The organism is Luteimonas flava (assembly GCF_036584485.1).
Classification (GTDB): Bacteria; Pseudomonadota; Gammaproteobacteria; order Xanthomonadales; family Xanthomonadaceae; genus Luteimonas; species Luteimonas flava.
In genome coordinates this window covers 478,916-495,559 of sequence record NZ_JAZHBM010000003.1, presented here as the reverse complement: position 1 = coordinate 495,559, position 16,644 = coordinate 478,916, and the positions used below count along the sequence as shown (strand labels likewise).

15 protein-coding genes are annotated in these 16,644 nt (G+C 69.7%); 4 read left to right on the top strand and 11 right to left on the bottom strand.

Annotated features, from left to right (window positions below):
• The first annotated feature begins 57 nt into the window (after positions 1–57).
• A complete protein-coding gene (locus tag V3391_RS14660) occupies positions 58–1,308 on the top strand; it encodes a cation:proton antiporter (protein ID WP_332079184.1) in 1,251 nt (416 codons plus the stop codon).
• A gap of 69 nt (positions 1,309–1,377) precedes the next feature.
• Here the strand turns inward: V3391_RS14660 and V3391_RS14655 are convergent, their stop codons facing one another.
• The 10 genes from V3391_RS14655 to V3391_RS14610 form a co-directional block, all read right to left on the bottom strand.
• Positions 1,378–1,860: a DUF4156 domain-containing protein gene (locus tag V3391_RS14655; RefSeq protein ID WP_332079183.1), complete on the bottom strand. Its 483-nt coding sequence runs from the start codon at positions 1,858–1,860 to the stop codon at positions 1,378–1,380.
• Between the two features lie 96 nt (positions 1,861–1,956).
• On the bottom strand, positions 1,957–2,703 hold the full coding sequence (gene fabG / locus V3391_RS14650; protein WP_332079182.1) for a 3-oxoacyl-ACP reductase FabG: 747 nt from the start codon (positions 2,701–2,703) through the stop codon (positions 1,957–1,959).
• A 75-nt stretch (positions 2,704–2,778) separates the two neighbouring features.
• A complete protein-coding gene (locus tag V3391_RS14645) occupies positions 2,779–3,228 on the bottom strand; it encodes a hotdog family protein (protein WP_332079181.1) in 450 nt (149 codons plus the stop codon).
• The gene (locus V3391_RS14640) at positions 3,225–5,528 is read right to left on the bottom strand and encodes an MMPL family transporter (RefSeq protein WP_332079692.1); all 2,304 of its coding nucleotides are present in this window, start codon (positions 5,526–5,528) and stop codon (positions 3,225–3,227) included. Before V3391_RS14640 ends, V3391_RS14645 begins: the two co-directional genes overlap by 4 nt.
• Positions 5,529–5,626: 98 nt before the next feature.
• A complete protein-coding gene (locus V3391_RS14635; RefSeq protein WP_332079180.1) occupies positions 5,627–6,355 on the bottom strand; it encodes a LolA-related protein in 729 nt (242 codons plus the stop codon).
• Entirely contained in the window at positions 6,258–7,253 is a 996-nt protein-coding gene (locus V3391_RS14630; RefSeq protein WP_332079179.1) for a lysophospholipid acyltransferase family protein, read from the bottom strand. Before V3391_RS14630 ends, V3391_RS14635 begins: the two co-directional genes overlap by 98 nt.
• Complete coding sequence (locus V3391_RS14625) at positions 7,250–7,564, bottom strand: ApeI family dehydratase (protein ID WP_332079178.1); 315 nt, start codon at positions 7,562–7,564, stop codon at positions 7,250–7,252. Before V3391_RS14625 ends, V3391_RS14630 begins: the two co-directional genes overlap by 4 nt.
• A gap of 3 nt (positions 7,565–7,567) precedes the next feature.
• Positions 7,568–8,218, bottom strand: a complete 651-nt coding sequence (locus V3391_RS14620) for a lysophospholipid acyltransferase family protein (RefSeq protein ID WP_332079177.1) — start codon at positions 8,216–8,218, stop codon at positions 7,568–7,570.
• Between the two features lie 184 nt (positions 8,219–8,402).
• Entirely contained in the window at positions 8,403–9,089 is a 687-nt protein-coding gene (locus V3391_RS14615; RefSeq protein ID WP_425497267.1) for a COG4648 family protein, read from the bottom strand.
• Positions 9,086–9,355, bottom strand: a complete 270-nt coding sequence (locus tag V3391_RS14610; protein ID WP_159680767.1) for a phosphopantetheine-binding protein — start codon at positions 9,353–9,355, stop codon at positions 9,086–9,088. Before V3391_RS14610 ends, V3391_RS14615 begins: the two co-directional genes overlap by 4 nt.
• A 126-nt stretch (positions 9,356–9,481) precedes the next feature.
• Between V3391_RS14610 and V3391_RS14605 the strand changes: the two genes are divergently transcribed.
• The 3 genes from V3391_RS14605 (at position 9,482) to hemB (ending at position 13,041) form a co-directional block, all read left to right on the top strand.
• The gene (locus V3391_RS14605) at positions 9,482–10,846 is read left to right on the top strand and encodes an NAD(P)/FAD-dependent oxidoreductase (protein WP_332079176.1); all 1,365 of its coding nucleotides are present in this window, start codon (positions 9,482–9,484) and stop codon (positions 10,844–10,846) included.
• Positions 10,843–11,874, top strand: coding sequence for a chorismate transformation FkbO/Hyg5 family protein (locus tag V3391_RS14600; RefSeq protein ID WP_332079175.1), 1,032 nt, complete (start codon positions 10,843–10,845; stop codon positions 11,872–11,874). The genes V3391_RS14605 and V3391_RS14600 overlap by 4 nt, the downstream gene beginning before the upstream one ends.
• 177 nt (positions 11,875–12,051) lie before the next feature.
• A complete protein-coding gene (gene hemB, locus V3391_RS14595) occupies positions 12,052–13,041 on the top strand; it encodes a porphobilinogen synthase (protein WP_332079174.1) in 990 nt (329 codons plus the stop codon).
• Positions 13,042–13,244: 203 nt separating this feature from the next.
• Here hemB and V3391_RS14590 read toward each other — a convergent pair whose 3' ends face one another.
• Positions 13,245–16,607: a S8 family serine peptidase gene (locus tag V3391_RS14590; protein ID WP_332079173.1), complete on the bottom strand. Its 3,363-nt coding sequence runs from the start codon at positions 16,605–16,607 to the stop codon at positions 13,245–13,247.
• Positions 16,608–16,644 lie beyond the last annotated feature (37 nt).

Here is a 16,644-nt window from a genome sequence, read left to right as displayed (position 1 = left end):
TGATTGCGGCTGCGCGGGCGGGATGGCCGCATTGAACACCCGGGGGCCTGCGCCGCGATGACGACTCTCCTGCTGCTCCAGCTGGCCGTGATCCTCGTGGCCGCACGCGCCTGCGGTTGGGTGCTGAAGTACTTCGGACAGCCGCCGGTGATCGGCGAAATGACCGCCGGCCTGCTGCTCGGGCCGGTGGTGTTCGGCGCGATGCTGCCGGATTTGCACGCCGCGCTGTTTCCGGCCGCGTCGCTGCCGCCGCTGTCGGCGCTGGCAACGGTCGGCCTGGTGCTCTTCATGTTCATCATCGGCGCTGAACTGCGTTCGGTCGAAGGCACGCGCGCGCAGGTGCGCGCCGCGAGTCTGGTCGGCGTGCTCGGCATCTCGCTGCCGCTGGCGCTGGGCCTGGCGATCTCCCCGTGGCTGTATCCGCGTTTCGCACCCGAGGGACTGGGCTTCTGGCCGTTCGCGCTGTTCATCGCCGCGGCGATGTCGGTGACCGCGTTCCCGGTGCTCGCGCGCATCCTCAAGGATCGCAACCTTACCCAGACCCGCGCCGGCCGACTTGCACTGAGTGCGGCGATCATCGACGACGGCTTCGTCTGGATCTTCCTCGCACTGGTGCTGACCATCGGCGGCGCGCATCGCGGCCCGGGTGTCGGCATGGTGGCCGCGGGCGCGGTGGTGCTGGTCGCGGTCGCGTTCCTGGTGCTCAAGCCGCTGTATGCGTGGATCCTGAAACGCGGTTGCGATGCCGACGGCGCGCCGACGCGGGGCACACTGATCGCGATCCTGATCGGCCTGGTCTGTTGCGCGGCGTTCGCCGAGGCGATCAGCCTGCACGCGGTATTCGGCGCGTTCGTGTTCGGCGTCTGCCTGCCGCGCGACAACCGCCTGCTGCATCACCTGGCCAAGGCGTTCGAGCCGGTGTCGATGCTGCTGTTGATGCCCATCGTGTTCGCGCTCGCCGGCCTCAACACCACGTCCGAAGCCTTCGTCGGCGCGGGCCTCGGCGCGTTCGGCCTGATCCTGCTGGTGGCGATCGCCGGCAAGATGCTCGGCGGCACGATCGGCGCGCGGCTGTCGGGCTACGACTGGCGCGACAGCCTGTCGGTCGGCTCGCTGATCAACGCCCGCGGCCTGATGGAACTGGTGGTGCTGAAGATCGGCCTCGATGCCGGCCTGATCGGGCAGGAACTCTTCACCCTGATGTTCGGCATGACCCTGGTCACGACGGTCATGACCTCGCCGCTGCTGTCGCTGTGGAACCGGCGCTTGGCGGGTGCCGACGCGCTCGAGCACGAGCGCGCGCGCTGACCGCGTCATCGACTCATACGAAAACGCCGGCCGCTCCCGCGGCCGGCGTCGTCTTCGGCATCGGCTGACTCAGCGCGCCGGCGGTACGGCCGGTGCAGGCGCGGGCATGGACTCGACCGGCGGCGGATTCGCCACCCAGATCGCCACGCCGCTGGCGTACTTCTGCTGCGGGCTGATGTCGACACCCACGCCGGCCGACGAGAACGAACGGCCACCGCCGCGTCCGACACCGCCGCCGACACTGACGCCGCCATTGCGGTAGCCGTCAGCCGTGCCCTGGAACAGCACACCATTGGCGCCGAGCTTGGCGGCCTCGTTGCGCAGTTTCTGCAGCACCGAGTTCACCTTGTTCTGCTCGCCGTAGGTCAGCGCGCCACTGCTGGTGTTGAGGATCGCGATCTCCTCGTACTGGCCCGGCGGCGGGCCGTGATAGATGCGCACCTGCGACGGATCGATCGGCGCACGCGGCGTGCCGGTCAGCACATGGGAACTGGCGCAGCCGGCGAGCAGGCCGACGCCGAGCAACAACGGGAGCAGACGGGAAACGCGCATCGGGGCATCCTCGTGGCGGGTGCAGGGATCATGCGACCGGCGGCGTGAATCCGGATTCATGGCGCTGAAGGGCAGCTTGCCGCCCGCCGTCGGGGCTCAGCCCATGCCGCCGTTGATGCCGATGACCTGACCGTTGATGTAGCCGGCCGGCTCCGAGCACAGGAACGCGACCAGCGCCGCGACTTCGTCCGGCGTACCCGCGCGCGCGGCCGGGACGATCTGCTTGATCATCTCGTCGGGGAACGCGTCGTCGGCCATGTTGCCTGCGATCACGCCGGGCGCGACCACGTTGACGCTGATGCCACGGCTGGCCATCTCGCGCGCCAGCGATTTCGAGGCGCCGTGCAGCGCCGCTTTCGCCGCCGCGTAGTTGGTCTGGCCGCGATTGCCGGTGACCGCGGCGACCGACGACACGCTGACGATACGGCCCCAGCGCTTGCGCGCCATTGGCAGCAGCAGCGGCTGGGTCACGTGGAAGAAGCCGTGCAGCGAGACATCGATGACGCGCGTCCACTGCGCCTCCGACATGCCGGCCATCGGCGCGTCGTCGTGGATGCCGGCGTTGTTGACGATCACCTGGATCGGCCCGGCTTCGAGCAGCCCGTCGAGCGCGCGTCGCGTGACCATACCGTCGGCGACATCGAACGCGATCGCCTCGGCACTGCCGCCTGCGGCGACGATCCCGGCGACCACGGCTTCCGCGCGCGCGAGATTGCCGTTCGCATGGACGATCACGTGCAGGCCGTCGGCCGCGAGACGACGACAGATCGCGCCGCCGATGTCGCCGCTGCCGCCGGTGACGAGTGCGCGCCGCGCGGGTGGAGTGGATGCGGAATTGGTCATGCGGCGATTGTAGCGGGCGGCCTGCGACGCGCGCTTCGTGTGCGATTCGATCCACGCACGCCAGAGACCCTCAGCTCACGCAGCGTGCTGCGCCGGTCCGAGCATCACCGCCGCGCGTCCTTCGGCGAGCAGCACGCCGTCGCACTGGATGCGGAACGCGTACTGCTGGCTGCCGCCGGCCTCGACCAGCACTTCGGCCACACATTCGAGATCACCAGCGAGATCGTCGATGCGCGCGGCATGCAGCTGTACGCCGCGCAATGCGACCAGCATGCCGGGGCGCACCGGTGCGCCGCTCTCGCGTGCACGCAGGCCGCCGTGCACCGCCATCGCCTGCGCGCCGTATTCGCACAGATGCAGCGCGCGCAGCTGGTCGTCGCTGCGCAGCGGGTTCGCCGGATCGCGATGGCTGGCGCTGCGCAGGGTCACGCTGGCGTCGTCCCACGCGGTGACCGCATCCCACAGGCACATCGCGCCCTGGTGCGGAATCATCGACAGGATGGCGTCGCGATCGATGTGGGTCATGCCATCGGCTCCGGTTCGGCGCGTGCCGCGATGATCGCCGCGCGCTGGCGCGCCACCAGCAGCGACAGCACGAAGTTGAAGACCACGCCGAGCGCGACCGTGCTGCCGATCGCACGCAGCACCGGAATCGACGACAGCGCGAGCAGACTGAAGACCAGCAGCGTCATCAGGCTGCAGACGAGGATCGCGTGCAGCGTGCGGATCTGATCTTGGCGGTCGTCGCCGGCATGTTCGAAGAACAGCGCGTAATCGAGGCCGAGACCGGCGGCGAGGATCAGCGCGACGAGATGGAACAGGGTCAGTTCGACGCCGACCAGTCGCAGCACCGCGACGACCACCAGCAAGGTCAGCAACGTCGGCAGCAGCACACGCCACACGCGGCGCGGGCTGCGCAACGCTATCCACACGGTACCGATGAGCAGCACCAGCGCGACCGCCATCGCCGCGAGCACGCGGCCGCGATATTCGACGACCAGCGATTCGGACGCGTCCTTCATGTCGAGCAGGCGCACGTCGACGCCGGGCGCACTGGCCTGCGAGGCGAGCGCGATGACGTCGGCCGGATCGTCGAGGCCGCTGAGCGAGACCAGCGCGGTCGAACGGTCCTCGTGTTCCAGCAGGAGGCCGGACACCGCCGTCGCCAGCGGCGAGCCTTCGAGATCGGCGCGCGTCAGCGGCGCGGCGGCCTTGGCGCGGGCGATGTCTTCGACGAAGGGTTCGAATGCGTCGTCGTTGAACGCGGAATCGGTCAGCGCATCGGCGAGCATCGCGCGCAGCGCAGGGGTGTCGGGCAGCGCGGCCTTACGCGCGCGTTGCGTGTCGGCACCCGGCAGATAGCGCGCGGCCATGTCGTAGCCGTCGAGATGGCCGTCGGCGACCAGTGCATCGAGCGCGGGCTGCAGCGCGGCGGTGGCGCCGAGCGCGGCGTCGCTGTCGGCGGCCTGCGCGACCAGCACGTAACGCACGTCGGGCGCACCGAGTTCGGCGCGCAATTCGGTGTCGCGCTGCATCGATTCGGGATCGACCGGCGTCAGCTTCGACAGATCGTTCTGCCAGAACGCCCCGGGACTGAAACCAATCGCGGCAACGGCAGCGAGCGCCAGCACGGCCAGCGACCACTTCGGACGCGGCAGCGCTTCGATCCGGTGCCACAGGCGCTGCAGACGCGGAGACTCGGCGAGATCCGGCGGCGAGGGATCGACCAGACCCGGCAGCAGATAACGCGTGGTCAGCGCCGCGACACCGAGCGCGAAGATCGTGAACACCGCGAGCTGGCGCAGGCCGTCGACGCCCGAGAACAGGAAGGTCGCATACGCGATGCAGGTGGCGACGACGCCGGTCGACAGCGCCGGCCACAGCCCGCGCACGTTCTTCCAAGGCGACAGGCCGGCGCGCTGGTGGCTGAAGAAGTGGATCGGATAGTCCTGCACCACGCCGATCAGGGTGAAGCCGAATGCGATCGTGATGCCGTGCACGCCGCCGGGAAACAAGAGCGCGACCGCCGTGAGTCCGGCGATGCCTGCGCTGGCGAGCGGCAGCACGCCGAGCAGCGGCATCTTCCAGCTGCGATACGCGACGAGCAGCAACAGGATCAGGCCGATCGTGTCGACCATGCCGATACGCTGCGCCTCGGCCTGCGTGCGCCCGCCGATGTCGACCGAGAACGCGCCGGGCCCCACGACGTCGAGCGTGGCGCTGCCCTCGCCCACCTGCCGCGCGAAGGTGTCGCGGATGGTGCCGACGGCGTCGAGCTGTCCGGTCGGATCGAAGCCCGCCGCGCGCGTTTCCACCAGCAGCAGCGCCTGCGTGCCGGCCTGGTCGAACCACACGTCGTGCAGCCGCTGCGGCGCACCGGCCGGCTGCCAGGCTTCGGCGAGTGCGAGCACTTCCAGCGTGGGATCGGACGGAATCAGCGGTTCCACCATGCCGGCGGCCGGCGAGCCGAGATCCTGCAGCCGTGCGTCGAGTGCATCGCGCAGGGTGTCGGCATCGAGCGGCGCGGCGTCGAACGACGACGTCAGCAGATAGCGGTAGGGCAGCAGATCCTGCGGAAACGCGTCGAGTCCGGCTTCGCCGCCGTTGGTGACCAGGGTGTAGCGCGGATCACCCGCGAGGGCGTCGTGCAGGGCGCGCGAGCGTTCGGCGAGTACTTCGGGTGTGTCGCCGGAGATCGCCAGCATCAGCAGGCGCGACCCGGGCCCGTCTCCGAGTTCCTCCATCAACAGGCGCTGCTCGGGCGTGCGGGCATCCGGCAGGAAGCGGCGCAGGTCGCCGCTGAATTCCAGTCTCGCCGACGCCATCCAGCCCAGCGCGAGCAGGGCCAGCAACCACGCGACGGCCAGCGTCAGCCGCAGGCCGGGGCGCTGCAGCAGCGTGTCGCGGAATCCCGGGCGCCCGCTCAACGCGGAACGTCGTGGCACAGCCGCTGCGCGGCTTCGAGCGAATCCACGGCGGCCGCGGCGGTGGCGGCGCTGCCGAGCAGGGTCGGCTGCGCGTCGCCCTGCTTCGGTCGCGTTTCGATGCAGCGCAGTTCGGCGTCGCGGCCGCGCAGCACGATGCCGGTGACCCGACCGGCGACGCGCGGATCGCGCGGCGTCAGCGTCAGCGTCCAATCGGCCGGCACACCGTCGGCTTCGAGCGCGTACACCGTCTCCAGTGCTTTGCGGTCACCGGCCAGCAGCGCGCCGAAACTGCCCTGCAGCGCGGCGAGCTCGGGCACGCGCGACAGCGAGAACGTGCGCGGATTGCGGCCTTCGCGCGCGATCGTCGCCTCACCGGCGCGGATCGTCGTGGTTTCGGCGTACGGCGCGCGTACCTCGCGCACCAGCGTGTCGGCATCGGGTCGGCGGTATTCCCCCGACAGCTGCAGCGGACGCTTGAGCATCGAGGAGGTGCGCAGCTCGACGAACGGCGTCGCGGTGGCGCCGTGCTGGGTCAGACGCTGCAGGATCCAGTCGGCATCGACGCTGCGGCCGGTCGCGGTGACCGGCGCGGGCACGCGGTCGCGCGACTGGTTCGCGCGCGGCGTTTCAGCGGTCTGCGCCGCCGCCCACATCGGCGCTGCGAGCAGCGTCGCCAGCAGCAGGCAGAGCGCCGGCCGCGGGCGGAAGTTCGTCGCGCGTGTCATCGGCGCCTGTCCAGAAGTCATAGAAATTGAACCAGTTGTAGGGAGCGCTGCGTGCGTGATGTTCCAGCCGCGCGGCGTAACGGTGGATGAGCGCGGCCACGCCGGCCTGGCGTTCGCGGCGCGGCAGGTCGATGCCGTCGCTGAAGGGTTCGAACACCAGGTCGTAGCGGTTGCCGCCACGGTACAGGCCGAAGGCCAGCATCACCGGCGCCTTGAGCACCGAGGCCAGCAGCCACGGCGCGACCGGAAACTGCGCCGGCGCGCCGAGGAACGGCACCGGCATCGTCGCGCCGCCTTCCTGGCTGCGATCGACCAGCAACGCGACCATCGCGCCCTGCGCCAGCCCTTCCTGGATCGCCAGCGCGACCGCCGGGCCGCTTTCGCCGGCGTCGATCACCGTCGCCGCGACCGCAGGATTCAGCGCTTCGAGCAACTCCGTCATCGCCTGGCCGTGCGCACGGTCGAGCACGACGCGGATCTTGTACTCGGGCCGCTGGGTGGCGAGCACGCGCAGCACTTCGAAACTGCCCAGGTGCGAGCCGAACAGCAGCACGCCGCGCCCGGCATCGAGATGCCCGTGCAGCACGTCGAGCCCTTGCGCGTGCACGTCGAAGCGGCGCGTGTTCTCGCTGAGCAGGAACAACCGGTCGAGAATCGTCGCGGCGAAGGTGCGGAAATGCCGCGCGACCTCGACCAGTGTGGCCGGCCGGCCGAACATGCGCGCCAGATAGCGCCGCGAATCGCGACGTTCGGGGCCGCGACGGAGCATGAAATACAGCGCGATCGGATGCAGCAGCGCGCGCGCCGGGGCGCGTCCGAAGTTCGATGCGAACACCAGCAGCGAGCGCAGCGCGAGCCGCCCACCGCCCTCGCGGCGCGCCTTCCACGCGCTGCTCATGCCTGCGCGGGGCCGTCGGCGGCGACTTCACCACTGGCGAGCAGCACGCCCGCGCGCTCGACCCGGAAGCGCCAGCGCGCGACGCCGTCGCGGCTGGCCTCCTCGAGCGCGATTTCGGCCTGCTCGTCCGGCAGCAGCGGCTGCACGAACTTCACCTGCGGCAACCGCAACGCGCCGAGCGGACCGTGCACGGCCTCGACCGCCGCGACCACGCGATCGAGGATCACCACGCCCGGCACCAGCGGCTGGCCCGGGAAGTGCCCCGGCAGGCAGGGATGCGCGGCCTCGATGACAAACGTGTGCGGCGCCATCGCTCAGCGCCTGCCGAGCATCGCGGCCACGGCGTCCTGCGCTTCGCGGGCGACCGCCTGGCGGCCAGTGGCGCCGATGCGGCCTTCGACAGGAATCGGCGTGCCGACGGTGGCCCGCATCGGGCCGCGGCAGGTGCGGAAGAACCCGGTCGGCGGCAACACCTTGCCGGTGCCGTGCAGCGCGATCGGCAGCACCTCGACACCGGCATCGATCGCGGCCTGGAACGAGCCCGACTTGAATTCGCCCATGCGGCCATCGCGCGAACGCGTGCCCTCGGGAAACAGGCACAGCGACTGGCCCGCGCCCAACAGTCCGGCGATCTGGCGCCGCAGCAGCGGGCCGGCGCGGCGGTCTTCGCGGCTGATGAAGAGCATGCCGGTCGCACGCGCATAGCTGCACAGGAACGGCACGCGGCACATTTCCTGTTTCAGCAAAAAGCGCAGCGGCACCGGCGCGGCCATGAACAGCACGCAGATGTCGAGCAGGGATTCGTGGTTGGCGACCACCAGATACGGACGGTTCCAGTCGATCGCCTCCGCGCCTTCGACCGTCAATCCACCGGCGGGACCGACCAGACCCGGCGCCCAGTGCGTCCGCGCCATGTCCAGCGCCAGCTCGGGCCGGCCGGTCAGCGCCTGGCGGAGCAGGGACACGCTGATCCAGCCCGCTGTCCATAGCAGGGTGTACAGGCACTCCAGGACGTTGATCGCGCGCGCATATACGGCGGCGAACGCCGCGGCCCCGGGTGCGGCACGGGTCTGTCGGTATTCCATGAGCGGATAGGATATCCCGTGTGGCCGCCGCACATCGCGCTCGATGCGTTCAGCAAATGCCGCGTCAGCGCAGCAGATCGCGCCAGAACACCGGGCCCAGACCCGCCAGTTTGCGCAGGAAATCGAAGAATCCGCTGTAGCGGCCCGGGAAGCGCCGTTTGCGGAATGCGAACTCGATGACGAAGAAACCGCCGATCACGGTGTAGTTCAGCAGGTTCGCCCACAGCGACCACTGCTCCTGGGTGATCGGCAGCGGCGACGCCACGCCGACGCTTTCCAGCAGGCCCGCGGGGCTGGCGATCAGCGCGAGCAGCAGGTTCGCGCCGGCCATCAGCAGCAGCACACCCGCCCAGGCGGCGGTCAGCGTGCGCGTGTAGCGGCGCAGATCCGGGCCCAGCGCCTCGGGACCGTCGCCGCCCTCGATGCCCAGCACGATGCGGGTGATCAGCGGCACCGAGCCGGCGCGCAGCGTGCGTGCGAACAGCCAGGCGATCGCGACCACGAACACCACCGGCACCAGCAGCAGCGGCAACGCGGCATGCCCGGCGGCGTACAGCGCCCACGCGCCCCAGGCCAGCAGCGGTGTGGCGATGAACGCCCACGGGCGCCGGGCCAGCAGCGGTTCGATGACCACCATCGCGATCAGCAGCGCCAGCGCGCCCAGCGCGAGGCCGTCGTGGTGCCAGCGGCTGGCGAGATGCGCCAGGGCCGTGTAACCGAGCCCCAGCAGCAATTGCAGCAGCAGGATCAAGTGGTGCGGTGCTGCTCGATGTGCGCCGACAGCGCGCGCAGCGAGGCGAAGATCTGCCGGTTCTCGTCGTTGTCCGAACGCAGCTGGAAGCCGTAGCGCTTGCTCACGGCCAGCGCGAGTTCCAGCGCGTCGATCGAATCCAGCCCCAGGCCGGCATTGAACAGCGGCGCCTCGGGATCGATGTCGGCCGCCTGCACGTCCTCCAGGTTCAGGCTCTCGACCAGCAGGTCGGCGAGCGCGCGTTCGGCTTCGGTTTGGGCGGACATCGGGGCTTCCGTGGAATGACAGTGCTGCCACGATCCGGCATCGGACCCGCGCGCGCAAGCACTCCGGGCCGTCGTGGAGGCTTCCCGTTATGATGCGCGACTGCCCGCACCACCCCCAGATCCAGAATGAGCCCGATCGCGACCGCCGTTGCCACTTCCGAGTCCGCCCGGCTCGACGTCGACGTGCTGGTCATCGGCGGCGGCCCGGCGGGCACCACCGCGGCCACGACGCTCGCGCGGCGCGGCTGGAAGGTGCTGCTGCTGGAGAAGGACGTGCACCCGCGCTTCCACATCGGCGAATCGCTGCTGCCGATGAACCTGCCGATCCTCGAACGCCTCGGCGTGCTGGAGCAGGTGCGCGCGATGGGCACGCTCAAGCTCGGTGCCGATTTCCCGGTGCACGATGCCGAGGACACCACCCACGTGTTCCGCTTCGATCGCGCGCTCGATCCGAAGTTCGGCTACGCCTTCCAGGTGCGCCGCTCCGAGTTCGACGCGATGCTGTTCGACAACGCACGCGCCAACGGCGTCGACGCGCGCATGCGGGTCAAGGTCGAATCGCTGGTCCACGATGCCGACGGACGTCCGACCGGCGCGGTCGCGCGCGATGCCGAAGGCGGCCGGCTCGATGTGGCGATGCGCTACCTCGTCGACGCCAGCGGCCGCGACACGTTCCTGGGCAGCAAGCTCAAGCTCAAGCGCAAGAGCGCGAAGCACCAGTCGGCGGCGATCTTCAGCCATTTCCGCGGCGTGCAGCGCCGGGACGGCGACGACGCCGGCAACATCACCGTCGACCGCTTCGAATACGGCTGGTACTGGCTGATTCCGCTCGGCGACGACGTCATGAGCGTCGGCGCGGTGTGTTTCCCCGAATATCTCAAGCAGCGCCAGGGTCTCGACAACGAGGCGTTCCTGATGCGCACGCTGCTGCGCACGCCATCGGTCGCCTCGCGTATGGCTGGCGCCGAACGCGTCGCCCCGGTGCACGCCACCGGCAACTATTCCTATGCGTGTACGCGCATGACCGGACCGGGCTGGGTGATGGCGGGCGACGCCTATGCGTTCATCGATCCGGTGTTCTCGTCGGGCGTCTACCTGGGCATGAACAGCGCCGAGCAAGCGGCCGACGTCGTCGACGGCGCCTTGCGCGATCCGTCGTCCGAGCGCGCACTGCAACGCGCGATGGAACGACGCCTGCGCCGTGGCCTGCGCCATTTCAGCTGGTTCATCCACCGCTTCACCACGCCGGTGATGCAACGCCTGTTCGCCGCGCCGCGCAACGACTGGCAGCTCGAACAGGCGGTGATCTCGATGCTCGCCGGCGATGTGTTCGACAATCCCGCGGTGTTGCGCCGCCTGCGTCTGTTCCGACTGGTCTATGCGGTGAACGCGATCGCGATCGCACCCGCCGCGCTGCGCGGCTGGTTCGCGCGCCGCCGCCAGGTCCGCGAACAGTTCCGCGGCGACACCCTGCACGAGGGCAATCCATGAGCCGAGCGGTACCGCTGCACCCCGAATCGCTGCCGCGCCTGCGCGTGGATTACGTCGACGGCACCGCGCCGGCCGACCTGCTCGCGCAGTCCGATGTGCTCGCCGTGCTCGGCTTCGGCGACGCCGTGCCCGCGATCGACGACCCGCGCTGGCTGCGCGTGCCGCTGCAGCCCTATGGTGCGGCGCCGCTGGAAGTCTGGCGCGGCCGCGCGCCGGTGCACGCGGGTCGCGATGGCGAGATCGCGTGGTCGACCGACGGCCATCTGATGTTCGGCGCGATCGAAGTCGACGAGCCCGAAGGCCACACCGGCGCGGGTGATCACAGCGGCATCCTGCTCGCCGCCGAACACGCCTACCGCGAACTGACCCGCTTCATCGGCAAGAGCGAATTTCCGCACCTGCTGCGGATCTGGAACTACCTCGACGCGATCACCCACGGCGACGGCGACACCGAGCGCTACCGCCAGTTCTGCGTGGGTCGCGCACGCGGCCTCGGCAGCTTCGATACTTCCCAGCTGCCTGCCGCGACCGCAATCGGCCGCTGCGACGACGCGCGCACGATCCAGGTCTACTGGCTGGCCGCGCGCGTGCCCGGCATTCCGGTCGAGAATCCGCGTCAGGTCAGCGCCTACCGGTACCCGCGCCAGTACGGCCCGCAGGCACCGAGCTTCGCCCGCGCGATGCTGCCGCCGGCCGGCAGCGCGATTCCGCTGATGCTGTCGGGCACGGCCAGCGTCGTCGGCCATGCCTCGCAGCACGAAGGCGAACTGCTGGCCCAGCTCGACGAGACGTTCGCGAATTTCGACGCGCTGATCGCCTCGGCGCGCACGCACCGACCCGAACTGCCGGCCGCCTTCGGCCCGGGTTCGCGCCTGAAGGTCTACGTGCGCGACGCCGCCGATCTGCCCGCCGTGGCCGACGCCTTCGACGCGCGTTTCGGCGACCGCCTGCCGCGCGTGGTGCTGCACGCAGCGATCTGCCGCCGCGAGCTGGCGCTGGAAATCGACGGCGTGCACGACATCGGCTGATCGCACTGCGTGGGAGCGCGCTCGCGCGCGACAGGCGGTTGCGGTGCTGCGTGGTCAGAATGACCGGCGCCGACGCTGGATCCGAGTCGCGACTCAGGTCGCTCCCACTTCAGCCGACATCCCCTGCGACCCGCCGTCGCAGGGGATCGCCGGGTGCGCAGGCGTAGAATCTGCTCCATGGCCCGACTCGATACCCGCATGCGGCGGATGCGCCGCGACGACTTCTCGCGCCGGCTGATGCGCGAATCCACGCTCACCGCCGACGATCTGATCTATCCGGTGTTCGTGCACGAGGCCGACGGCCGCGTCGCGATTCCGTCGATGCCGGGCGTCGAGCGTCTGTCGATCGACGAGTTGCTGCGCGTCGCCGAGACCACCAGCGAACTGCGCGTTCCCGCGCTCGCCCTGTTCCCGGTCACCGCACCCGAGGCCAAGTCGCTCGACGCGGTCGCGGCCTGGGACGACGACGGCCTGTGCCAGCGCGCGATCCGCGCCCTGAAGTCGCGCTTCCCGGACCTCGGCGTCATCACCGACGTCGCGCTCGATCCCTACACCTCGCACGGCCAGGACGGCATCACCGATGCCGGGGGCTACGTGGTCAACGACATCACCGTCGATGCGCTGGTGCAGCAGGCGCTGAGCCATGCGCGCGCCGGTGCCGACGTGGTCGCGCCCAGCGACATGATGGACGGGCGCATCGGTGCGATCCGCGACGCGCTCGAAGCCGACGGCCACGTGCACACGCGCATCCTCGCCTATGCCGCCAAGTACGCCAGCGCGTTCTACGGCCCGTTCCGCGATGCGGTGGGTTCGTCCGGCGCGCTCGGCAAGGCCGACAAGTCGACCTACCAGATGGATCCGGGCAACTCCGACGAGGCGATGCGCGAGATCGCGCAGGATCTCGACGAAGGCGCCGACATGGTCATGGTCAAGCCGGGCATGCCGTATCTCGACATCGTGCGCCGCGCGAAAGACGAATTCGGCGTGCCGGTGTTCGCCTACCAGGTCAGCGGGGAGTACGCGATGCTCAAGGCCGCCGCCGCCAACGGTTGGCTCGACGAGCGCAAGTGCGCGCTCGAAGCCCTGCTCGGCTTCAAGCGCGCCGGTGCCGACGGTGTGCTGACCTACTTCGCACTCGACGCCGCACGCTGGCTGCGCGCGGGCTGAGCCCGGCCCGCGCACTGCGCGCGGCGTCTCGAGACAACGACGAACGCCCGGCATTGCCGGGCGTTCTGCTTTCCAGCCGCACACGGGTGCGCGACGTCTGCCTCGTCGCCGCGCGTACCGCGCACTGCGTTAATCCGGCTCGACGCCACCAAAGAAAACGCCCGGGCAAGCCCGGGCGTTCTCGTCACACTTGAACCGATCGATCAGTTGACCGTCAGCACCACCGGAGCGGCTGCCTTCGGCGTCGCCGGATCATTGCTGCTCACGCACAGGTGGCCGACATGGCGACCCGCGCCCAGACCGGCCGCGTTGACCGCCAGACGGTTGGCCTGGCTCGCGCCTGCCTGCACCGTGCCCGAAGCCGGCGTGACCGCACCCAGCCACGGCGCGCCGCAGCTCACTTCGCCGCGCACCTGCATCGACAGGCCTGCGTAGTTGTTCAGCAGGGACCAGCTGCCCGCACCCGAGGATGCCACCTCGATGAACGCGAACGAGCCGTTACCCGCCGGCGACGCGTACCACGCCCAGGTGGAGGCATACGCGCCACGCGTGTACGCCACGAGCCAGTAGCGACCCGGCTGCAGCACGACATTGTTCTGACCCGCTGCGTTGAAGTTGAAGCCGAGATTGGTGCCCGAGACCTGGACGCCCGGGGCATTGGTCGCACCCACGAAACGCCATACCGCAGCATTCGGGGTCGTCACCGGATTGCCGGCCGGCAGTCCGTTGACATCCGGGAAGATCGCCCAGCCCACCTGCGTTGCCGTGAAGGTGCCACCGACCGCAAAGCCTTCATTGAAGATCGAGGTCAGGCGCGTCGGTGACTCGATGACGAAGTCATCGGCCACCATCTGCGCCACAGGCGTACCTGCATCGGTGCGATGGATGCCGCGATACCCGTTCGTCAACGTACCGCGCAGACGATCGGCGAGCGGCAGAGCGCCGTTGCCTGCATTGTCGACCGAGTACATCAGCGGCGACCCACCGGCGTTGCCGACGGAACCGACCGCCGTGCCGCTACGACCCGCAGCGAGTGCCAGCGAAATCGATTCGGGCAGCTTGACCACCGGCGCCTGGATCGCGATCGCGATCGGCAGCGTCAGCGGTGCGCGCTGCACACCCAGGATCGGGCCCGTCGACTCCAGACGCATTTCGCCGAAGCTGAAGGTGCCGTTGGCCGCCTGTGCACGGGAGTTGATGGTGATCCGCACCGATGCGGAACCACCGGCCGGTACCTTCAGCGTGGACGGCACGGCCGTTGCGTTGACGCCCGTGAAGCTGATACGCCAGCTCGACGCGCTGCCGTGCGGGTTGCGGAACGTGCGCACGAAGCTGCAGCTCTGGTAGCAGTTGCGGTTCGCCATGCTCGGCTGGTTGAGCGCCGACACGTCACCACCCTGCGCCGGATCGGCCGCGAGGTAGTTCGCCTTGGTCTCGTTCATCACCAGCCCGGCATTGATCGCGCGATCCACCTGGATACGACCGCTGCCCTTGTCGAACGGCGTGCCCACCGTGACCTGGTCTTCCTTGAAGACTTCGGTCTTGGCGGTCAGCGCGAGCGCCGACTTGATCTCCGGCACCGTCCACGTCGGACGCGCCTGGCGGATCAGGCCCGCAGCACCGGCCTGGTGCGGCGAGGCCATCGAGGTGCCGTTGTACAGATCGACCGCGTTCTCGAACCCGGTGATCGTGGTGCCCGCGATGACGGCGAGGATGCTCACGCCGGGCGCGGTGACGTCGGGCTTGACCAGATCGAACGTGCCCGCCGGACCGCGCGAGCTGAAGGCGCCGAGTGCGTCGACCGTGTTCGTCAGTACCAGCGGCGGGTACAGCACGCCGGCGGTCGCGGTCGGATTGGTGCGTACGAAATCACGCAGCAGGTTGGCATCGGCTTGCGGCATGCCGAAGACGGGGATGGTGGCGCCCGGCACCGACGGGATGATGCCGCCGGCTGCGTTGTTGGCGATCACCACGGCGACCGCACCTGCAGCCTTCGCGGCATCGGCCTTGATGGTGAACGAGCAGGTGCCGCGACGAACCACGGCAATCGCGCCCTGGAACGTGCCGGCCGGGAACGCCGTACAGCCGTCGTCAGCCGTATCGATTCGGCTGCTGACCCGCAGCGGCGTCGTAGCGGGAATCGTGGCGTTGAACGCGACGCCACCGGTGCCTTCCTCGATCAACACGGGACGCAGCGGCTCGGGCACGGTGCCCGGACCGGTCACGTTGAGCGCGAGCGCGAACGAACCGCGGCCGTGCTGCGCGGCAGCCGTCGACGACACCCACGGTTCCAGATGACCCATGGTGTTCGGGCCCGGACCGCTGTTGCCGGCCGAGGAGGCCACGAAGATGCCGGCATCGACGGCGTTGAGGAACGCCAGCGACACCGCTTCGCTCCACGGTGCCGCGCCGCCGCCGATGGAATAGTTCAGCACGTCGATGACGCCGTCCGCGATCGCCTGATTGACGGCGGCCACTGCGGAGTTGTTCGGGCACAGGCCACGCGCGGTCGAGATCTCGGTGTAGCAGATGTCGTAGGCGACGATATTGCCGCGCGGTGCGACGCCGGAGATGCGGCGCGTATTGCCACGGAACAGCGCGTCACGGCGGTTGCCGGCGACGGTCGATGCCACGTGGCTGCCGTGGCCGTTCGTGTCACCGAAGCCCGGCTCTTCGCGGACATTGGCAACGCCGCACTGGTTGCCCGGCGCGCCGCAGACGAAGTTGTAACCACCGATCAGCTTGTCGTTACAGCGACCGGCGTCGACGCCGCCCGGCGCACAGGTGCCGAGATAATTGCCGGCACCCAGCGGATTGACGTGCTGGTAGCCGTCGATCGGATCGACTGCCGTGAACGACGGCGCGCCGAAGTTGATGCCCGAATCGAGGATGCCGTAGACGATGCCTTCGCCCTGGAACTGGCCGGTCGCGCCGGCCCACGTACCGTCCCACACGGCTTCGGAGCCGATCAGTCTCGGACCGGTGTCGGTGTCGAGCACGTACTCGCGATAGGCCTCGACCAGCTGCACGTCGGGCAGCTGCTCGACGCGCGCGGCTTCGGCGGTGGTCAGCTCGACCACGACACCGTTGAGCGCGTGCTGCATGCGGTATTCGACGTCGATCGGACGGCCGACGCGCAGCGCCATGGCGCCGACGAGGTCGGACTGGCGACCCTGCAGATAGTTGACGTAATTGCGCGCGGTCGCGCTCTTCACGTCGAGGCGCGACTTGCCGCGCGCATCGGTGCGCCGGGCGGGCGCTGCGAGGCCGCTGATCTCGCCCTTGTAGCCGGCGAGCGCAGGCTCTTCGAAGACCACGATATAGCGCTCGGGCGTGCCGGACGACAGTGCGGCCGGCGCAGCGGGTGTGGCCGCGCGGCCCCCGCCTGCGGTCGCGACGCTCGTATCGGACGACGCAGCGCCGAACAGCGAACCGACGCTGGCCTTGGCGGAATCGACCGCGTTCCCGATGGCCGGGACACGGGACGGAAGTGCGGTACTCGCGACCGCGACGACGGCGAGGCCGAGCAGGGCAGACGCCACCCCGGCCTTTCGAATGCGTGACATGCGGATGTATCCCCTAGTGATGGAACCTGCCAGACCC

What these genes read in the sequence shown, in the direction of transcription:
- V3391_RS14625 (WP_332079178.1), bottom strand. Translation starts at nt 7,564, where the DNA reads ATGGCGCCGCACACGTTTGTCATCGAGGCCGCGCATCCCTGCCTGCCG.
- V3391_RS14635 (WP_332079180.1), bottom strand. Translation starts at nt 6,355, where the DNA reads ATGACACGCGCGACGAACTTCCGCCCGCGGCCGGCGCTCTGCCTGCTG.
- hemB (WP_332079174.1), top strand. Translation starts at nt 12,052, where the DNA reads ATGGCCCGACTCGATACCCGCATGCGGCGGATGCGCCGCGACGACTTC.
- V3391_RS14600 (WP_332079175.1), top strand. Translation starts at nt 10,843, where the DNA reads ATGAGCCGAGCGGTACCGCTGCACCCCGAATCGCTGCCGCGCCTGCGC.
- V3391_RS14610 (WP_159680767.1), bottom strand. Translation starts at nt 9,355, where the DNA reads ATGTCCGCCCAAACCGAAGCCGAACGCGCGCTCGCCGACCTGCTGGTC.
- fabG (WP_332079182.1), bottom strand. Translation starts at nt 2,703, where the DNA reads ATGACCAATTCCGCATCCACTCCACCCGCGCGGCGCGCACTCGTCACC.
- V3391_RS14660 (WP_332079184.1), top strand. Translation starts at nt 58, where the DNA reads ATGACGACTCTCCTGCTGCTCCAGCTGGCCGTGATCCTCGTGGCCGCA.
- V3391_RS14655 (WP_332079183.1), bottom strand. Translation starts at nt 1,860, where the DNA reads ATGCGCGTTTCCCGTCTGCTCCCGTTGTTGCTCGGCGTCGGCCTGCTC.
- V3391_RS14645 (WP_332079181.1), bottom strand. Translation starts at nt 3,228, where the DNA reads ATGACCCACATCGATCGCGACGCCATCCTGTCGATGATTCCGCACCAG.
- V3391_RS14605 (WP_332079176.1), top strand. Translation starts at nt 9,482, where the DNA reads ATGAGCCCGATCGCGACCGCCGTTGCCACTTCCGAGTCCGCCCGGCTC.
- V3391_RS14590 (WP_332079173.1), bottom strand. Translation starts at nt 16,607, where the DNA reads ATGTCACGCATTCGAAAGGCCGGGGTGGCGTCTGCCCTGCTCGGCCTC.
- V3391_RS14630 (WP_332079179.1), bottom strand. Translation starts at nt 7,253, where the DNA reads ATGAGCAGCGCGTGGAAGGCGCGCCGCGAGGGCGGTGGGCGGCTCGCG.
- V3391_RS14640 (WP_332079692.1), bottom strand. Translation starts at nt 5,528, where the DNA reads ATGGCGTCGGCGAGACTGGAATTCAGCGGCGACCTGCGCCGCTTCCTG.